Source organism: Allorhizobium sp. NPDC080224, from assembly GCF_050281005.1.
Taxonomy (GTDB): domain Bacteria; phylum Pseudomonadota; class Alphaproteobacteria; order Rhizobiales; family Rhizobiaceae; genus Allorhizobium.
The window spans coordinates 2,509,799-2,527,983 of sequence record NZ_JBNNWJ010000001.1; the positions used below are offsets into that span (position 1 = coordinate 2,509,799).

At 60.1% G+C, this 18,185-nt stretch carries 13 protein-coding genes; 12 read left to right on the forward strand and 1 reads right to left on the reverse strand.

Annotated elements, in window-relative coordinates; translation table 11 throughout:
- The first annotated feature begins 179 nt into the window (after positions 1–179).
- Genes ACQKP1_RS12485 through ACQKP1_RS12505 form a run of 5 tightly spaced genes read left to right on the forward strand, consistent with a single transcriptional unit; the run spans position 180 to position 6,177 of the window.
- The gene (locus ACQKP1_RS12485; protein WP_427275468.1) at positions 180–1,358 is read left to right on the forward strand and encodes an ROK family transcriptional regulator; all 1,179 of its coding nucleotides are present in this window, start codon (positions 180–182) and stop codon (positions 1,356–1,358) included.
- Positions 1,358–2,116 (forward strand): glucosamine-6-phosphate deaminase, encoded by a 759-nt coding sequence (locus ACQKP1_RS12490; RefSeq protein ID WP_427275469.1) that lies wholly within the window; start codon positions 1,358–1,360, stop codon positions 2,114–2,116. Before ACQKP1_RS12485 ends, ACQKP1_RS12490 begins: the two co-directional genes overlap by 1 nt.
- Complete coding sequence (gene ggt / locus ACQKP1_RS12495) at positions 2,113–3,717, forward strand: gamma-glutamyltransferase (protein WP_427275470.1); 1,605 nt, start codon at positions 2,113–2,115, stop codon at positions 3,715–3,717. The genes ACQKP1_RS12490 and ggt overlap by 4 nt, the downstream gene beginning before the upstream one ends.
- A gap of 2 nt (positions 3,718–3,719) precedes the next feature.
- Complete coding sequence (locus ACQKP1_RS12500) at positions 3,720–5,330, forward strand: ABC transporter ATP-binding protein (RefSeq protein ID WP_427275471.1); 1,611 nt, start codon at positions 3,720–3,722, stop codon at positions 5,328–5,330.
- Positions 5,331–5,340: 10 nt separating this feature from the next.
- Complete coding sequence (locus ACQKP1_RS12505; RefSeq protein WP_427275472.1) at positions 5,341–6,177, forward strand: sulfite exporter TauE/SafE family protein; 837 nt, start codon at positions 5,341–5,343, stop codon at positions 6,175–6,177.
- Positions 6,178–6,331: 154 nt separating this feature from the next.
- Here the strand turns inward: ACQKP1_RS12505 and traA are convergent, their stop codons facing one another.
- Positions 6,332–9,784: a Ti-type conjugative transfer relaxase TraA gene (gene traA, locus ACQKP1_RS12510; RefSeq protein WP_427275473.1), complete on the reverse strand. Its 3,453-nt coding sequence runs from the start codon at positions 9,782–9,784 to the stop codon at positions 6,332–6,334.
- A gap of 197 nt (positions 9,785–9,981) precedes the next feature.
- Between traA and ACQKP1_RS12515 the strand changes: the two genes are divergently transcribed.
- The 7 genes from ACQKP1_RS12515 (at position 9,982) to ACQKP1_RS12545 (ending at position 17,909) form a co-directional block, all read left to right on the forward strand.
- The gene (locus tag ACQKP1_RS12515) at positions 9,982–10,311 is read left to right on the forward strand and encodes a mobilization protein (protein ID WP_427275474.1); all 330 of its coding nucleotides are present in this window, start codon (positions 9,982–9,984) and stop codon (positions 10,309–10,311) included.
- Positions 10,308–11,909 (forward strand): type IV secretory system conjugative DNA transfer family protein, encoded by a 1,602-nt coding sequence (locus ACQKP1_RS12520; RefSeq protein WP_427275475.1) that lies wholly within the window; start codon positions 10,308–10,310, stop codon positions 11,907–11,909. The genes ACQKP1_RS12515 and ACQKP1_RS12520 overlap by 4 nt, the downstream gene beginning before the upstream one ends.
- Positions 11,910–12,746: 837 nt before the next feature.
- Complete coding sequence (locus tag ACQKP1_RS12525; RefSeq protein WP_427276449.1) at positions 12,747–14,327, forward strand: ABC transporter substrate-binding protein; 1,581 nt, start codon at positions 12,747–12,749, stop codon at positions 14,325–14,327.
- A 6-nt stretch (positions 14,328–14,333) separates the two neighbouring features.
- Positions 14,334–15,401, forward strand: a complete 1,068-nt coding sequence (locus ACQKP1_RS12530) for an ABC transporter permease (RefSeq protein WP_427275476.1) — start codon at positions 14,334–14,336, stop codon at positions 15,399–15,401.
- Positions 15,398–16,333 carry an ABC transporter permease gene (locus ACQKP1_RS12535; RefSeq protein ID WP_427275477.1) on the forward strand — a complete coding sequence of 312 codons (936 nt, stop codon included), beginning with the start codon at positions 15,398–15,400 and terminating at the stop codon, positions 16,331–16,333. The genes ACQKP1_RS12530 and ACQKP1_RS12535 overlap by 4 nt, the downstream gene beginning before the upstream one ends.
- Positions 16,330–17,163 carry an ABC transporter ATP-binding protein gene (locus ACQKP1_RS12540; protein ID WP_427275478.1) on the forward strand — a complete coding sequence of 278 codons (834 nt, stop codon included), beginning with the start codon at positions 16,330–16,332 and terminating at the stop codon, positions 17,161–17,163. Before ACQKP1_RS12535 ends, ACQKP1_RS12540 begins: the two co-directional genes overlap by 4 nt.
- A complete protein-coding gene (locus ACQKP1_RS12545) occupies positions 17,160–17,909 on the forward strand; it encodes an ABC transporter ATP-binding protein (RefSeq protein WP_427275479.1) in 750 nt (249 codons plus the stop codon). Before ACQKP1_RS12540 ends, ACQKP1_RS12545 begins: the two co-directional genes overlap by 4 nt.
- Positions 17,910–18,185: the final 276 nt, after the last annotated feature.

An 18,185-nucleotide genomic window follows, 5' to 3' on the forward strand; every position in this document is an offset into this window, starting at 1 on the left:
CCCCTTTTTTGTCTTTGAAGCAACTCCAGGCAGCGAACCACAGCAAAAATGATTTGTAAACATGGTGGACTAATTTTTTCACATAACGCGTCTCTATCGGCAAAAATGCCGCCGAAACAGGTTGACGCACCGCTTCAATCGGATAATTTGTCCACTAATCAAACTAATTACGGGTCGTCATGAACTTTCTTGCGCAGTCTTTCTCGTCACGACAGCAGATCCAGCGCGCTGTCATTCTCGAAGCCTTCGGCAATGACCAAGTGTCACGTGCCGAGCTGGCACGCGTCTCGGGGCTCTCCAAGCAAACGATGTCCGACGTTTTCCGGGATCTCGAAGAGGATGGCTGGCTTGAAGTGGTAGGCCGGACGACCGGCACTGTCGGTCGCGCTGCGGCCGTCTACAAACTCGCGCCCAAGCGGGCGCTTCTGTTCGGAGCGGATGTCGGAGGCACGAAAGTGCATGCGGCCATCACCGATGTGCATGGTAACGTATTGGCCGAGCGAGAAGAGCCGACAACGCAAGACGGTGGAGTGGCCTTTTGCGAGCAGATCCTGGCATGTTGCCGCACACTGGCGGAAGAGGCGGGAGAGCCCATTGAGCGCATTGTTGCCGGGACTGTGGGTATTCCGGGAGCCTTCGACCCTGTGCGCCGCAAGCTGTTCATGGTTCCAAACATCGCCGGCTTGAACGATTATCCGATCGAGGACGATCTGACCAAGCGCCTGGGCTTTCCGGTTAGGGTCGAAAACGATGTCAACATGGCCGCCAAGGGCGAGATGTGGCGCGGCGAGGGTCAGAATATTCCCTGTTTCGCGTTCATCGCGCTCGGCACGGGCGTCGGGATGGGCATCATCAACGAGGGCAGAGTCCTGTCCGGATCGCGCGGGGCGGCAGGAGAGATTTCCACGCTGCCGATCGGCGGAGACCCGTTCGATGCGCGCAACTTCCATGCAGGTTCCCTGGAGCGCAGTGTTGGAAGCATCGCAATTCGTGAACGCTACGAAGGGGCCGGTGGCGTCCAGGGGCTCACTGTCCGCGACATCTTCGACGCGATCGACCGAGGCGACGCAATTGCCAGCGCCACATTGACAGAGGTGGCGCGTCAGCTGGCTGTCGGCATCGTTGCAATTTGTGCGGTCCTCGATCCTCAGCGGATTGTCATGGGCGGGAGTATCGGCGCGCGCGAAGAGCTGGTCGATCGGATTAGGCAGTTCATTCCGCTCTGCACCCCAACTCCACCTGAATGCGTCGTCAGCACGCTTGGGCGGCGAGCTGGGCTGCTCGGCACGATTAGCCAGAGCCGCGACCTCCTTCTCAACATCCTGCAGACCGGAGATCTTGCGAAGGTGGGACGTTGATGACGATGCACGAACGGGTTCGCCGACAGCACGGCCCAGCCAGAGTCGTGATCTGCGACACGATTGCAGAGGCAGAACAGGAAGCAGCAGGGATGATCCGCGATCATCTGCAAACGAATGCAAAGCAGGTTCTGGGCCTCGCCACCGGGCGAACTATGGTGAATGTCTACGCCAAGTTGCGCCAATGGCACAGCGAAGGGGCGCTATCCTTCTCCAACGCCAGAAGTTTCAACCTCGACGAATATTGTGGCGTCTCGCCGGATGAGCCGGCAAGCTTTGCACACTACATGCGCAGTCATCTGTTCGACCATGTCGATATGGCCGAGGAAAACATCCACTTTCCCGCTGAGGACGCGCCGGAGCAATTCGATTTGGAGATCGCGGCAGAAGGCGGCATCGATCTGCAACTCCTTGGAATTGGCGGAAATGGGCACATTGGCTTCAACGAGCCGGGTGCGCGACGCGAAGATCGCACACGGATCGTAACACTTGCAGAGGCGACGCGCGAAGCGAATGCGGCCGACTTCCCTGCGGGACAGACAATTCCGGTAAAGGCTGTGACCATGGGCGTCGCCACCATCCTTGATGGTCGGCGGATGGTGCTTCTGGCGACAGGTTCCGGCAAGGCCGGGGCCGTCTGGCGGGCCTTGCGCGGCCCCGTCGACCCGCAGTGCCCAGCTTCATATCTGCAACTGCATGATGACGTCACCGTCATCTGTGACCGCGACGCCGCACAATTTCTGGGAGATGAAACATGATCAGTCAAACAATCAACGAACGAGACTTCATGCGGCCAGGCAAATCCGTGGCGCTTGCCGGTAAAGCAATGATCGCAACCTCGCATCCTCAGGCTACGATGGCAGGCCTGAAGGTCCTGGAAGCCGGCGGCAATGCAGTGGACGCGGCCCTCGCTGCCGTTGCTCTCCAGTCCGTTATCGATCCGCACATGACGGGAATCGGCGGCGATTGCTTCGCACTCTACGCGGAAAGCGGCAAGAAGCCTGTCGCGATCAACGGGTCTGGCCGAGCGCCGAAAGCGGCAACTCTTGGGCATATTACCGCGCTTGGCCTGGATAAGATCCCGGACAATTCTGTTCATGCCGTCACCATTCCTGGCGCCGTGGACGCATGGTGTCTTCTGAGCGAACGCTACGGCAGAACTCCGCTTGGTGCCGTTCTGAAGCCGGCAATCGATGCCACCAACGAAGGATTCGTCATTACCCCACGCGTGGCACTCGATTGGGCTCGCTACGCCGATCGCTTACGCCCCTACCCGGCGGCGGTCGAGCAGTTTCTGCCCAACGGCAAGGCACCCGGTATCGGCGATCGCATTGCCAATCCAGCGCTTGGAAAGACACTGCAGCGTATCGCAGAGGAAGGACGATCCGCATTTTATGAGGGCGATGTCGCCGAAGACATGGTTTCTACCTTGCGGGAACTGGGTGGCGTGCACACGCTCGAGGATTTTGCCAACCATCGCGCATTCGAGACCGATCCGATTTCGGCGCGCTATCGAGGGTACGAACTGGTGGAATGCCCGCCGAATGGGCAGGGTCTGGCCGCGCTGATCATGGCACGCCTTCTAGACGGGTTCGACCTCACTTCCACCGAATTAAGCGAGGCGGATCGCATCCATCTTTTCGCGGAAGTGACAAAGGCGGCCTATCTTCAGCGCGATCTTTACATCGCCGATCCTGAGCACATGAAGCATTCAGTGGAAGATCTTTTGTCCGACGAGTTCATCGCAGCTTTGAGGGCGAGTATCGACATGCAGAAGGCCGGCGCGATCGAAGATTTTGAAATGCCGGTGCACCGCGACACGGTCTATGTGACGGTCGTGGATACGGATGGCAATGCAATCTCTCTGATCAACTCGATCTTCTTCGCCTTCGGAAGCGGCATCTATGCCCCCGGCGCGGGTGTACTTCTGCAAAATCGTGGGGCGGGTTTCTCGCTGACCGAAGGACATCCCAATGCCATCGGCCCCGGCAAGCTTCCCTTCCACACGATCATCCCTGCCATGGTCTTCAAGGATGGACGAGCAGTCATGTCGTTTGGCGTAATGGGCGGCCAGTATCAGGCACTCGGACATGTCCATATCCTCTCAAAGATCGTCGACCAAGGGCTCGACGTACAGATGGCAAGCGATCAACCGCGATCCTTCTTTACTGACGGTGCAATCTCGCTAGAGCCCACGATTGCCATAGAGGTGAAGGCCGAGCTCGAGCGACGCGGTCACCGGACGCGCTGGGCCGACGAACCCCTCGGTGGTTGCCAGGCGATCTGGATTGATGACGAACGCGGGGTGCTCTGGGGAGCATCTGATCATCGCAAAGACGGTGTGGCACTGGGCTTTTGACCATGGACAAGCATGTTGTTGTTTCGATCGAAGGCTTGAGCCTTCGCCTGCCGCCTGGCGCGGACCGTGAATACGCTTTGAAGGACATGAACCTCGACCTGCGTGCAAATGAGATCGTCTGTGTCGTCGGGGAATCAGGATCCGGCAAGTCGCTCTGTGCCCAAGCGCTGATGGGCCTCCTGTCGAAGGAGATACATATCGAGAGCGGCAGGGCCACCTTCGGAACTGTCGATCTTCTGGCAGCTAGTCAGGCCGAGCTGAGAAGCATTCGCGGTGCCCGTATATCGATGATCTTTCAGGAGCCGATGACAGCGCTGAACCCATCGATGCGTGTCGGCGAGCAGATTGCTGAAGTCTTCGAAGCGCATAACCTCTATACCGCGACCGAGCGACAATCTCGCGTGCTTGAACTCGCCCGGGAGGTCAGGCTCCCCGACCCAGAGAAACTCCTTCGCGCCTATCCTCATGAACTTTCCGGGGGACAGCGGCAGAGGGCCATGATCGCTATGGCGCTCGCGCTCGAGCCGGACCTTATCATCGCCGACGAACCGACCACGGCGCTTGATGTCACGACCCAGGCCCAGGTTCTCAAGCTGATAAGAGAGATTCAGCAGCGCCGAGGCACCGCTGTCATGTTCATCACCCACGATTTCGGTGTCGTTGCCGAAATCGCTGATCGTGTGTTGGTCTTGAAGCGGGGAGTGGTTGTTGAACAAGGGACCGTGGATGCTGTCCTGCAGGCACCTCAACATGAGTACACCAAAGCACTCCTGGCTGCGGTTCCGCATGGCACACCGATGGTGGCCGATGCTGCTCGCAGCCGTCCGGCAGTCCTGGAAGTCAACGATCTGCGGAAGACATACCGCACGCGCTCCGGCATGCTTGGCCCGATCCGGGAAGTGGCGGCCGTCAATGGAGTGAGCTTTTCCATAGAGCGCGGGGAGACCCTCGGTCTGGTCGGTGAATCAGGCTCGGGCAAGTCGAGCATAGCCAAACTGGTTACGCGGATCAGTGAGCCCGACAGTGGCACCATCCTGCTAGATGGCGAGGACTTGCTCGAGAAAAAGGGAGAAGCCCTGAGGGAAAGCCGAAGCCGCATCCAGATGGTATTCCAGGATCCGTTCGCATCGCTCAATCCACGACGATCCGTCGGACTTTCGATTGCCGACGGCCCGATCGCACGGGGCGTTTCCCGCTCTGCAGCCCTAAGCCGAGCGCGAGACCTCATGGAGATGGTGGGGCTTTCTCCCGATGCCGTCGACCGTATGCCGCACGAATTTTCGGGCGGACAAAGACAGCGGATCGGGATTGCCCGCGCCCTTGCACTTGACCCGGATGTGCTTATTGCGGACGAAGCTGTTTCAGCGCTCGACGTGACCGTGCAGGCACAGGTGCTGCAAAAGCTTTCTGAGCTCAAAACAGAACTCAATCTCGCCATGCTGTTCATAACGCACGACCTGCACGTTGCGGCTCAGGTCTGCGACCGGCTCGCGGTCATGCTGCGGGGACAGATTGTCGAGATAGGGCCGACGGCCGAGCTCTTCTCCAATCCCGAGCACGAATATACCCGGGCCCTGCTTTCGGCCATACCGGGATCACGTCTCTCGCATTAGGAAATCTACCATGCCTTCGGATCTGATGACGGATTACGCGCTGTTTGCTGGCGCCATGATCTTTGCTGGTGCAATGGGCGGTTTTATCGCCGGACTACTGGGCGTCGGTGGCGGCATCGTGATTGTGCCGGTGCTGTACTTCGTGTTGGGCGGATTGGGCGTAGATGATAGCATCCGCATGAAAATCGCGGTGGCGACGTCACTTTCAACAATACTGTTCACATCGCTCTCGTCAGCGGGCGCACATTATCGCAAGGGGTCCATTGACTTCGGCCTGCTTAAAAGCTGGGCCGTGCCTGTATTCCTTGGCGTCGTGGCAGGAACCGCTCTGGCAGCATATGTGTCAGGCATCGTGCTGACCGCAGTGTTTGCTGTGGTGGCATTTCTGGTCGCAATCAATATGACACTCAGGGCGAAAAGCGAACCAATCAGAGATGGATTTCCCAACGCCGGTGTGAAGGCAGCCTCGGGCTTCACCGTCGGTCTCATCTCCGCAATGATGGGTATCGGAGGTGGAACGTTGAGCGTGCCTATCCAGACGGCGTTCGGTTACGATATTCGAAGGGCAGTGGGGACAGCTGCCGCCGTAGGTTTCGTCATCGCGATCCCCGGCATGATAGGCTATGCAATTGCGGGCTGGGATGTCGACGGTTTGCCGACGGGCTCATTAGGTTTCGTCAACCTTATCGCGCTTCTGGCCCTCATCCCTTTGACCATGGGCATCGCGCCGCTGGGCGCAAAGGTGGCTCACATCATTCCCAAACCAGTGCTGAGCTACTCGTTTGCAGCCTTTCTGGCGCTGACATCGGCACGCATGCTTGTCGACCTCTACCAATACCTACCCTAAAAGTGAACGGCCTGATCCACGGACACTCGTGCGTGCACCGGCTGCGTCAGTCATGCGTATCTATTCGCCTCCACAGTGCCACTGAAAGCTCGCTTGACTGTGCGAGCTTCCCGCCAAGACAAATGCTCCACACAAAGCCACCCATTGTCAGCGTCTAAAGACGCAACCCCAACCCAAGCCTCTGCCTCTCCTTCCTTACCAGTTCCTCCTGCCTGAACATCTCCGCCGTCTTCGCGCGATAAGTGATCCGCGCAACCTCGGCCAATCGCTCTAAATCCACTCTGTCCGCAAGCTCCCTCGTCAATGCCGCCAGGTTCTTGTTGCGTAGATCATCAGTCCCAAACCGCTGCCTCATCGCATGGGTGACTGCCTCCGCCTCTTCAAGCGCCCGCTTACCCTCAAGCGTCCCGAGGAGCTTCTCCAGAAACGCATCCCTCTCCTCACGCTCCAGGCCGTCCAACTGCCTGAGTATTGTTTCCGTCTGCGGACTTAACCCTGGCACCTCGATCACATCCTCCTTCTTGCGCCTCCATTCTTCCGATTTCACCGTCTGCTCATATCGCTTCGTCCAGTGTTGCGCCGCATATTCAACGTGAGCACTGAGCGCGTCTGCCACACGTCGAGCGTGCTTGCGATCCCGGTTCTCGCCTAGGAGCCCAGCCCGACCACGGAGTTCACCGAATGCCTCCGGGCGCTCGGCCACGGCCTTCGCCAATGCAGCGACATCACCCTTGCGCTCAATGATCATCTTTGCGACCAGCGCTGCAAATGGTTGGGAATCAACGAACACCCGGGGCCCAACGGAACGCACCCCATCGAGCGCCTGGCCGAGATGCCGCGACGCCTCTGCCAGCGCCACTTCCTCGACCGTATGCGCGTAGCGGGTGATCACCGGCACCAGCGGCGGGACCTTGACGCCTTGCGCCTCGGCTGCTGGACCATTCTCAGTCCCCTGCCCACGCCCAATCTCTGCCCGAGCAGTCTCCTCCAAGGGCTGCCGATCGGACGGGGAGCGAACGCGCTCACCCGAAGCGCCGTAGTGAGCCGCCGGGCGATCGGCAGCGCGCTGTGCAGCAGTGTCCATCACGATCTCACTGGTGATGCCAATGCCCTCACCGAGCCCGCGCCGGGCGGCAAACGCCTCGGTATAATCCAGCACCGACTCCTTGGCGCCGGATCGCCCGAGACTGGCCGAAAGAGCCTTCATGTCCTTCAGCTCGTCGAGCCCGGCATAGAGCTTGACCGCATCCCGATGCCTCGTCATCGCCACATAGGTCAGATGCCGGTCCATAGTGGCGGATGCCATGACGAAGGCGCGATCGACCGTTGCCCCTTGCGCCTTGTGGATCGTCGTGGCGTAGCCGTGGTCAAAGCTTTGGTAACTCCTGACCGGTATCGAGATGACACGGGCGGCATTCTGCCCTGCGCCGTCGAGCCTCACCTGTATTGCGTCAGGCTCGACGGCCGTCACCGTCCCGAGCATCCCGTTCTTCACGCCAAGATCCCGGTTGTTCTCCAGGAGCACGATGCGGTCGCCAGGTGCAAAGCCGCGTTTGCCGTCATTCGTCTGATAGACAATCTCCTGATTGGCTCTGTCCGCCCCCTGCCCCTGCCCTTGATTTTGACCTTGCCGAATGCCCTGCCCCGGCTCTCCTGCGTCAGTTGCCTGATCGGCTTTCGCCAGATCTCCCCGTGCCTGTAATTCCGAACGGATTGCATCGTTGATCGCCCGGACATCGACGCGCCGATGCGCCAGAGCAATACGTGACCCCTCCGGCCGTGCATCCCGATCTGCCAGATAATCCCGCACCAGCGCTTCGCGTGCGCCGTCCCCGGCATCGGCAAAGTGTACCTGCCCGCGCTCGGCATAGGCGGATAGTCCCTCCCCCGTTCGATGGGTGGCAAAGGCAATCGAGGCCTGCCGCTGCCAGTCCTCTTTCTGCCGGCGGATCTCCGAGAGTTCGACCGCACCGATCCGCTCGGCAATTGCCCGGAACGGCGACCCCGCCCCGATCGCCTGCAGCTGTTCGTGGTCGCCGACCAGCACCAGCTTTGCTCCACGTCGCTCGACCTCTTCGACAAACCGGCCAAGCTGGCGACTGCCGATCATGCCGGCCTCATCGATGACCATGACGTCACCAGACTGCAGTTCCGCCCTGCCCGCCTGCCAGCTGTATTCCCAAGAAGCGAGCGTCCGCGAGATGATGCCGGAGGATTCCTCCAGGCCTTCCGCCGCCTTGCCGGCAAGCGCTGCTCCATGCACCCGGTAGCCTTGCGCCTCCCAGGCAGTGCGGGCTGCTGCCAGCATGGTCGACTTGCCAGCCCCCGCAAAGCCGATCACGGAGGCAATCTGCTGAGGCCCCGTGACATGCCGGACCGCAAGCCGCTGTTCTTCGCTCAGTCCTCCTGGAGGCGTGTAGCGTGCTGTGACCCAAGGGACAGTTCGTGTTTGCCGTTCAACTGTCCGCGAGCCTGCACCCTCTGTTATTGCCCTGAGTGCGTCGTCCTGTAGCCTCAATGCCCGGTCGACATGATGCCGATCGACGCCATGGCCACTCCCATTACGGGATGCGTGCGAGCCGACCTGCGAAGGTGGGTGCCGGCTCATGCGATCCGCACGCAGGGCCATGGCGTGCTCGATCTCCAGCATCTCGCGTGTCGTGTAGCGGGCAAGCTCACCCGCCGTCTCCTTGCGCAGCTCCACCAGAGCCTTCGAGCCCATCACCGCGGCAAAGGCATTGCGGAACGCGTGGCTGTCGTCGATGTAGCGGTGGAGTGCGCGCGCAACATCGTAGCGATCGAAGACGCTCTTCTCGCCCGTGATCAGCGTCAGCACCTGTTCTGGCTTCTCGCGGATCAGCTCGGCATTGCGCCGTGCCGTCTCCTCGTCGATCCGTGTGCGCGAGACAGATCCTCCCCGCCGGTCGATCTCGCTTGCATGCACGCCCATATGCTCGGTCGGCTCGATCTCCAGCCCACGCTCCAGATGCGAGCGATGATCGATCCGCACCTCATGGCCTGCCAGCATCAGCGCCCGATTGGCATGCGTCTCCCAGGCCTGGCGGATCTCGCGCAGCTGCATCTGCGCTGTCGGCAGATCGTGGTTCAACAGCCACTTGTTCTCCCGCTCGATCAGGGTCTTTTCGCCCAAGCCATCCGGCCCAACAGTGCGCGTCGTCATCATCACATGCGCATGGCTGTTGCGGATGTCGCTGTCCCCGCTTGGTGCATGAATGGCAAAGTCGACGGCTGCCACATGCCGGTCTGCAAGATCACGGGCAAAGGCACGCACCAGCGCCAACCTCTGATCGGCATTCAGCTCATGCGGAAGTGCGACTTCGAACTCGCGTGCCAGCCGCGCATCCTTGCGCTTCTCGGCAAACTCAACCGCATTCCACAGCGCAGATCTGTCGAGCGCCCATGTCGCCTCTGAGCCCTCAGGAAGCACGATCTCGCAATGCACGACACCGGTCTTTCGGGTGAAGTCATACCAGACGTTCTCGCGCTCATTGATCATCCGGCTTGCCGTGCGATAGGCGATCGCGGCCACGGCGCTACGGCCACCACCGCGGCTGACCGGCTTCATGCTGCAATGGTAGATCGCCATTGGCAGTCTCCAGCACGTCTCAGGTCATCTGAGCACTGAGTTGCGCAGCAACTCGTAAGTGCGCCCTTGTTGCTTTCTTCGCTTCGCTCGGCAGCCACCGGGATGCGGCTTCGCCGCCACTCGTCTCAACAGATTTGTACCTTGTGCGATTTTGCCCATCCGCGTCGAATGTTGTTTTGTTTCGAAAGGACGAGGCAATGGCGAGACGCAGCATCCAGGAAAGACTGAGACAGCTCGAAGCCCGCAGAGATGTACTGGTGGCGCGGTTGGGCAAGCAGCAGAGAGCCCGTGACACCAGACGCAAGATCCTGATCGGGGCGCTTGTGCTCGACCGGATCGAACGACAACCCGAGCAATATCTGAGCAGCCGTCTCGACGAGTGGCTCCGCACAGAGCTGCCCGGGTTCCTGACGCGGGAGAATGACCGGGCGCTGTTCGACGATATTCTCGGCCCGAGCATGGACATGAGAACGAGCACGGGCACGCCCGATGCATCTACTGGCAACGACGGGGAGGAGCAGCCATGACCCTCCTCACGCGCCTTCGTCTACTGGCAATCGGCATCAAGCTTGCCGTGATCTACCTGTTCCTCGGTTACCTCCTGGTCGGGATCATCCTGGGCATCGATGTCATCATCCAGCACAATGCGGAACCGGGCGAAGAGCGCGGTTGGCTGAGCCGCGTTCTGCCCGATGTGCTGAAGTATGTGCCCTTGATCGCAGTGGCCATCGGACTTCTCATTCCCTTCCTCGCTCGGGCTCGTGCCTCATGGATCCATGGGACGGCAAAATGGGCAACGCGGAAGGACCTGAACAAGCTGACCAGGAGCGAGGACGGGCTGCTGATCGGACGGGACCTGCATTCTGGAAAACTACTGCGCCATGATGGACCGGGCCATCTTCTCACCATGGCGCCGACCAGAACCGGAAAGGGTGTGGGAACGATCATTCCCAATCTCCTGACCAGTCAGCGCTCGGTCATCTGCATCGACCCCAAGGGCGAGAATGCCAGGATCACGGCACGCGCCCGGCTGAGCTTCGGCCCGGTCTACATCCTTGATCCCTTCGCCGTCACTGGCTTCAAAACTGCAGCCTTCAATCCGCTCGACCGTCTTGATCCTGACAGTCTCGATCTGGCCGAAGATGCCGGCACGCTTGCCGATGCGCTTGTCTTCGATGAACCCGGCATGGCGGGAGAAGCACACTGGAACGAGGAGGCAAAGGCGCTGATTGCGGGCGTGATCCTGATGATCGTTGCAACAGCCCCACCACACGAGCGGCATCTTGGAACACTGCGCCGGCATCTCACGGCAGACCAGCAAGGCTTTGCAGATTTGCTGAAGGACATGCAGCAGATGCCGGAAGCCGACGGCCTGATTGCCCGGGCTGCCAATCGTCACCTTTGCAAGGCGGACCGGGAGGCAGCCGGCGTCTTGTCCGCTGCCCAGCGCCACACGCATTTCCTCGACAGTCCGCGCATGGTGGAGGTGCTGAAGCGATCGGACTTCCGCTTTACCGATCTTAAACACCAGGCAGCGACCGTCTTCCTTGTCCTGCCGCCGGATCGATTGTCGACCTATTCGCGGTGGCTAAGATTGCTCATCACCCAGAGCCTCACCGACATGGCGCGAGATCCAACGACACCGACAAAGCCCGTCCTCTATCTGCTCGACGAGTTCGCAGCGCTTGGGCATCTCGCTCCCGTCGAACGGGCCATGGGCCTGATGGCAGGTTATGGCGTGCAGCTCTGGCCAATCCTGCAGGACATGCATCAACTGCGGGCCACCTACGGGGAACGCTCTGGCACCTTTCTCTCCAATGCAAGCGTACTTCAGGTATTCGGCGTCAACGACATCGAGACCGCAAGTCTGATTGCCCGGACCATCGGCCGCATGGACGAACGGCACGTCACGCAATCCTGGAGCAATCCGACCCTCCCCTGGAAGCCAACCGGCATCACGTCGAGCGAGCATGTCGTTGCCCGAGATCTGATGACCCCGGACGAGATCATGCGGCTGCCGGCTGAGGCGATGATCCTGCTCGCCCAGGGTCAGAGGCCTGCACTTGCGCGCAAGATCCGCTACTATGCGGATCCCGAGTTCCGGGATCTGTTCGAACCGTCCTGAGCGGCAAGGGCCGCACCCATCGCATGCAGGGCAAACATTGCACCCGACGCCCCATACCAACCGGATCAAAGCCGCGCTTGCGCGAGATCCGGGTCAGACAATGAAGAGCATCGGAGCGTTCAGCATAGCGGCGACCGCAGGGCGCGAACGCGGGAATTCTCGACACGTCAGGGCCGGAACAAGGGAAGCCGCAGGAGCCTGAGCATAGCGACCCCAGTGGGGGGCAGGCGGAACCGCCTTCCCCCGGCCATGGCGTTCCGCACGAAGGGGTCGTGAGCTTGGTGAGCCCGCTCGCTGATATGAACATAGGAATGCGATTAAACCGCTTGCCATCGCCACCCCTCACCCCATTCCCCGTCACAGGAATTTTCACACTTGAATGCGGGTGCTTTCTGGCCCTACCTTCGCAGAGCTTATTCAAATCACTTTTGCGCGTCCGATTGAGAGACATGGCCATATTGAATGCGAAGAGCTCTTGGGATCACTCTAATGGACCCGATATTCAATGTGACACACAACTTGTCCGCGGTGCTGGCGCCATGGGAGGTGCTTTCACGGCTCAGCGCAAAAGTTCACCCTCGACACGACGACTCGCAAAAAACAATGGAGAACGCGCGACCAGATGGGAGCCTGCAGCCTCTAGCCTGCATCGAGCACTGAACTGCGCAACCCGTCTGTGCCAGCTGTGGACTGTTGCCATGGCACTAGTCGGCACCAGTCACTGGCTCAGTTCAAGACGACCATATCGCCTGACAATATAACAATGAAGGGAACGATAAGATGACAATGTTTGACAGACACCTCAGACTTCTGGCGACCAGCGGTATTTTCGCCCTCATGGCCGCAACCGCACCCAACGCATATGCGGCAACACCTGCCGACACGCTCGTCCAGGCGTGGGCCATCGACGACATCATCACGCTCGATCCAGGCGAAGCTTTCGAAATCTCAACCGCGGAAGTGACGGCCAACACCTACAGCAAGCTCGTTGCGCTCGATCCGACAGATACGTCGAAGATCGTCAGCGATCTGGCCGAGAGCTGGGATGTATCGGAGGATGGTCTCACCTATACCTTCAAGCTGAAACCCAACCTCACCTTCGCTTCCGGCAATCCGATCAGGGCCGAGGACGTGGCGTTCTCGTTCGAACGTGTCGTCAAGCTCGACAAGTCACCGGCCTTTCTCCTCACGCAGTTCGGCCTCAACGGCGACAACGTGACGGAAATGGCCAAAGCTGCCGACGCGTCGACCTTCGTCCTGACCGTCGACAAGCCCTATGCACCGAGCTTCGTATTGAACGTGCTGACCGCCACCGTCGCTTCCGTCGTCGACAAGAAGGTGGTGATGGAGAATGCCAAGCCGGTGACGCCGACAGAGGAGTACAAATATGAAACGGACTTCGGCAACGAGTTCCTGAAAACCGGCTATGCCGGTTCGGGGCCATTCAAGATCCGCGAATGGCGTGCCAACGAAGTCGTGGTGCTCGAGCGCAACGACAACTACTATGGCGAAAAGGCCAAGCTCGCCCGCGTCATCTATCGCTACATGAAAGAGAGCTCCGGCCAGCGTCTGGCGCTCGAAAACGGCGATATCGACGTCGCCCGCAACCTCGATCCCAACGATTTCGACGCCGTAGCCAGCAAGGATGGCATCGCAACCACCTCGGCACCGAAGGGCACACTCTACTACTTCAGCCTCAACCAGAAGAACCCGAACCTGGCAAAACCCGAGGTGATCGAGGCCTTCAAATACCTCGTGGACTATGATGCTCTGGGCGAAACCCTAATCAAGGGCATCGGTACGATCCACCAGACGTTTCTGCCGTCCGGCCAGCTCGGTGCATTGGAAGACAAGCCTTACGAGCTCGACGTCGCAAAGGCCAAGGAACTGCTGGCCAAGGCCGGTCTGGCAGACGGCTTCACCGTCACCATGGACGTCCGCAACACCCAGCCCGTGACCGGCATTGCCGAAAACGTCCAGCAGACCCTTGCCCAGGCCGGTATCAAGCTGGAAATCATTCCCGGTGACGGCAAGCAGACGTTGACGAAGTACCGCGCCCGCCAGCACGACATCTATATCGGCCAGTGGGGATCGGACTATTTCGATCCCAATTCGAATGCCGAGACTTTCACTTTCAATCCAGACAATTCCGACGAAGGCACGAACAAGACGCTCGCCTGGCGCAATGCCTGGGACCCGAAGGAGTTGTCGGCCAATACGGCCGCCGCCCTGCTCGAAAAAGACACCGCCAAGCGCGCCGCAATCTACCAGGACCTGCAAAAGCAGGTGCTCGCATCCGGCCCGTTCGTGGTGATCTTCCAGCAGACGGAAATCGCGGGCTATTCGAACAAGGTGCAAAACTACAAACTCGGGCCGAGCTTCGACACCAATTACATCAGCACGGTCAGCAAGGAATAGCAGTCCTTGTCTCCCGTTGACAGCCAGGTCGATCGAAGGCGCGCTTCGCAGCGCGTCTTCGCGATCATCACCACCATAGGCAAATTCTTGCTCACCGTGGTGACCACCTATCTCGGCCTTCTGGCTGTGACCTTTTTCATCGGTCGAGTCGTTCCCATCGATCCAGCACTTGCCATCGTCGGGGACCGGGCGCCCGCGCATGTGGTCGAACGCGTGCGTGAAGAGCTCGGCCTCAACCTGCCGCTATGGCATCAGTTCATAATCTATGTCCGCCAGGCGCTGTCTGGTGACTTCGGCGTGTCGGTGCTGACCACCAATCCGGTCATGAAGGATATCGCCCGCGTCTTTCCGGCGACGATTGAACTTGCGACAGTGGGCACGTTCATCGGAGCCGTTTTCGGCGTTCCGCTTGGGGTGCTGGCCGCCGTCAAGCGTGGCTCGATCGTAGACCAGCTGGTGCGTGTGATCGGGCTGATCGGTTACTCGGTCCCGATCTTCTGGCTTGGTCTGCTGGCCCTTCTTCTCTTTTATGCGAAGCTGAACTGGGTCGCCTATCCAGGCCGAGTCGACATCGTCTATGAATACAGCTTCACCCCCGTCACCGGCTTCTACCTGCTGGACGCGACAATGCAGCGGCAGTGGGACGTGTTGTGGGATCTCTTTCGCCACATAATCCTGCCCGGTGGCCTGCTCGGCTATTTCTCCATGGCCTATATCAGCCGGATGACCCGGTCCTTCATGCTCAATGAGCTTGCGCAGGAGTACATCGTCGCAGCACGCGCCAAGGGGCTGAGCGAAACCCGTATCATCTGGTTTCATGCGCTTCGAAACGCCGCTGTCCCTCTGGTCACGGTCATTGCGCTTTCCTATGCCGGACTGCTGGAAGGCTCGGTGCTGACCGAGACAATCTTCTCCTGGCCGGGGCTCGGACTCTACATCACCAATTCCCTACAGAATGCCGATTTGAACGCCGTTCTCGGCGGGACGATCGTCATTGGATCCGTGTTTATCGGCATCAATCTCCTGTCCGATATACTTTATCGCACTCTGGATCCGAGGACGCGCAGCCGATGACCACACCCGTCTCCGCCGCTTCCGAACAAGGTTGGAAGGCTTGGCTCACCTCTGACAAACCGCAATCCCGCCTGCAGGCCCGCTGCGGCCGCGCCTATTTCATTTGGCAGCGTTTTGCTGAAAATCGACTGGCGCTGGCCGGGCTTGCCATCCTGCTCGCTCTTCTCTTCGTCGCCGCCTTTGCCGATGTGCTGGCGCCCCATTCGCCAGTTCAAGGCGATCTGCGCAACGCACGCCTTTTGCCACCTGGCAGCACCGGCTATCTGCTCGGCACGGACGACCAGGGACGCGATATTCTCTCCCGTCTGATCCACGGATCGAGGCTGACTTTGTTCGTCGTCGCTCTGGTCGCGATCATAGCAGCGCCTGTTGGCCTGATCGTCGGCACGATCGCCGGTTATGCCGGCGGCTGGATCGATGGGGTGCTGATGCGCATCACCGACATCTTCCTCGCCTTCCCCAAGTTGGTCCTCGCGCTGGCACTTGTCGCGGCGCTCGGTCCTGGGATCGAGAATGCCGTGCTTGCCATCGCCATCACGTCCTGGCCGCCCTACGCGCGCATTGCACGCGCCGAGACGCTGACATTTCGCAATTCGGATTTCATCGCGGCCGTACAGCTGATGGGCGCGTCGCCACCCCGCATCGTGCTGTCGCATATCGCGCCGCTCTGCCTCTCCTCGGTTATCGTCCGCGTCACCCTCGATATGGCCGGGATCATCCTCACGGCGGCTGGCCTCGGCTTCCTCGGCCTCGGCGCGCAGCCGCCGCTACCAGAATGGGGTGCAATGATTGCATCCGGCCGTCGCTTTATTCTCGATCAATGGTGGGTCGCGGCGATGCCGGGCTTCGCCATCCTGATCGTATCGCTCGGCTTCAACCTTTTGGGTGACGGTCTGCGCGATGCGCTCGACCCGAAGGAGGCTGGCCAATGAGCGCACTTCTGACCGTCGAGAATCTACGCGTCAGCTTTCCAACCCGTACAGGCCTGATCGAGGCGGTGCGCGGTGTGAGTTTTACACTCGGGCGCGAAAGGCTCGGCATCGTGGGTGAATCCGGCTCCGGCAAGTCGCAAACCGGGCGAGCCATCATGGGGCTGACCTCGCCGCAGGCCAGGATCTCGGCGGATAGGCTGCAGTTCCGCGAGACCGATCTTATGACCGCAAACCCGGCGCGTCGCCGATCGCTGCGCGGCAAGCAGCTGGCGATGATCCTCCAGGATCCCAAATATTCGCTGAATCCAGTCATGACCGTCGGGCGCCAGATCATGGAGACGCTGCGGACCCACGAGAAGGTTTCCTCGGCCACGGCACGCAGTCGCGCTCTCGCCATGCTCGAAGCCGTTCAGATCCGCAATCCTGAACGGGTGTTTGATCTCTATCCGCATGAAGTTTCCGGCGGCATGGGTCAGCGCGTAATGATTGCCATGATGCTGATCTGCGGCCCTGAACTTCTGATTGCCGACGAACCGACGTCAGCTCTCGACGTGACGGTCCAGCTCGAAGTCCTTGCTATTCTGGATGGCCTGGTGCGGGATCGCGGTATGGGGCTGATCTTCATCAGCCACGATCTCAGGCTCGTTTCTTCCTTCTGCGATCGAGTGCTGGTCATGTATGCCGGTCGGGTCGTGGAGGAGATCGAAGCTACACGGCTTCACGAGGCACAGCATCCCTATACCCGTGGGCTGCTCGAATGCCTGCCACAGATAGCGGCCGATCGGCATCCCTTGCCGGTTCTGTTGCGCAAGGCGGAGTGGGCACGATGAGGCCGGCAATTGCCATTCGAGACATGGTCGTCAGCTTCGATGGCTATCGTGCGCTCGATAGTGTCAATCTGGATGTCGAAGACGGCGCCTCCTTCGGCGTTGTGGGAGAATCCGGTTCGGGTAAATCGACGCTCCTGAGGGCCGTGGCTGGCCTCAACTACTTCAGCTCAGGCATTCTGTCGGTGAATGGGCAACTGTATGAGGGGCGCAAACGCGAAAAACACTTCTACCGCCAGGTTCAGATGGTTTTCCAGGATCCCTACGGCTCGTTGCATCCGCGCCAGACCGTAGACCGCCTGCTGCGCGAACCACTCACGATCCATGGCTTCACCGACGTAGAAACGCGCATAACCCGAGCCTTGGACGAGGTGGGGCTAGGGAGCGGCTTCCGTTTCCGCTTCTCGCATCAGCTGTCTGGTGGCCAGCGCCAGCGCATCGCCATCGCCCGTGCCCTCATTCTTGAGCCAAAGGTGCTTCTGCTCGACGAGCCGACTTCGGCATTGGACGCCTCTATCCAGGCAGAAATCCTCAACCTGCTCGAACAAGTGCGCAAGGATCGGGCTCTGACATTTATCTTGGTCAGCCACGACCTGGCCGTGATCAGCCATATGTGTGAGAATCTGGCCGTCATGAAATCCGGCAAGATCGTCGAGACGCTGAGCGTCGAACAATTGCGCCATGGCGGTTTCTCGACTGACTATACGCGCCAGCTAATGACGGCGAGCGAGGGTTTTCAGCGCCGCTAGACAAGCCGGCGGCTCTTCGGGTTCGCCTCGCGAGCACGCCGCGCCAACTTACCAGGAGCAGTCTGGCGACCTGGCACAGGTTTGCATGGCGAAGCCTCCGCCCCGCGCCTTGGTTCTGGCAGCGGGTTCGAGCCTGCTCTCGTCTCCCAAATGCCAGCCATTGTGGGGCTCATCGCATCCGCCATTCCAGGTCCAAGGCGGGTCTGATTGATTGCCGGAGCACCAGCCCCGTTCACCCGCCCCCCAAGCGCTCGATAGTCTTGAACATGGGGGTAT

Bases quoted from the DNA above. Each gene is read 5' to 3' on its own strand.
- ACQKP1_RS12485 (WP_427275468.1), top strand. From the start codon at position 180: ATGAACTTTCTTGCGCAGTCTTTCTCGTCACGACAGCAGATCCAGCGC.
- ACQKP1_RS12490 (WP_427275469.1), top strand. From the start codon at position 1,358: ATGACGATGCACGAACGGGTTCGCCGACAGCACGGCCCAGCCAGAGTC.
- ggt (WP_427275470.1), top strand. From the start codon at position 2,113: ATGATCAGTCAAACAATCAACGAACGAGACTTCATGCGGCCAGGCAAA.
- ACQKP1_RS12500 (WP_427275471.1), top strand. From the start codon at position 3,720: ATGGACAAGCATGTTGTTGTTTCGATCGAAGGCTTGAGCCTTCGCCTG.
- ACQKP1_RS12505 (WP_427275472.1), top strand. From the start codon at position 5,341: ATGCCTTCGGATCTGATGACGGATTACGCGCTGTTTGCTGGCGCCATG.
- traA (WP_427275473.1), bottom strand. From the start codon at position 9,784: ATGGCGATCTACCATTGCAGCATGAAGCCGGTCAGCCGCGGTGGTGGC.
- ACQKP1_RS12515 (WP_427275474.1), top strand. From the start codon at position 9,982: ATGGCGAGACGCAGCATCCAGGAAAGACTGAGACAGCTCGAAGCCCGC.
- ACQKP1_RS12520 (WP_427275475.1), top strand. From the start codon at position 10,308: ATGACCCTCCTCACGCGCCTTCGTCTACTGGCAATCGGCATCAAGCTT.
- ACQKP1_RS12525 (WP_427276449.1), top strand. From the start codon at position 12,747: ATGGCCGCAACCGCACCCAACGCATATGCGGCAACACCTGCCGACACG.
- ACQKP1_RS12535 (WP_427275477.1), top strand. From the start codon at position 15,398: ATGACCACACCCGTCTCCGCCGCTTCCGAACAAGGTTGGAAGGCTTGG.
- ACQKP1_RS12540 (WP_427275478.1), top strand. From the start codon at position 16,330: ATGAGCGCACTTCTGACCGTCGAGAATCTACGCGTCAGCTTTCCAACC.
- ACQKP1_RS12545 (WP_427275479.1), top strand. From the start codon at position 17,160: ATGAGGCCGGCAATTGCCATTCGAGACATGGTCGTCAGCTTCGATGGC.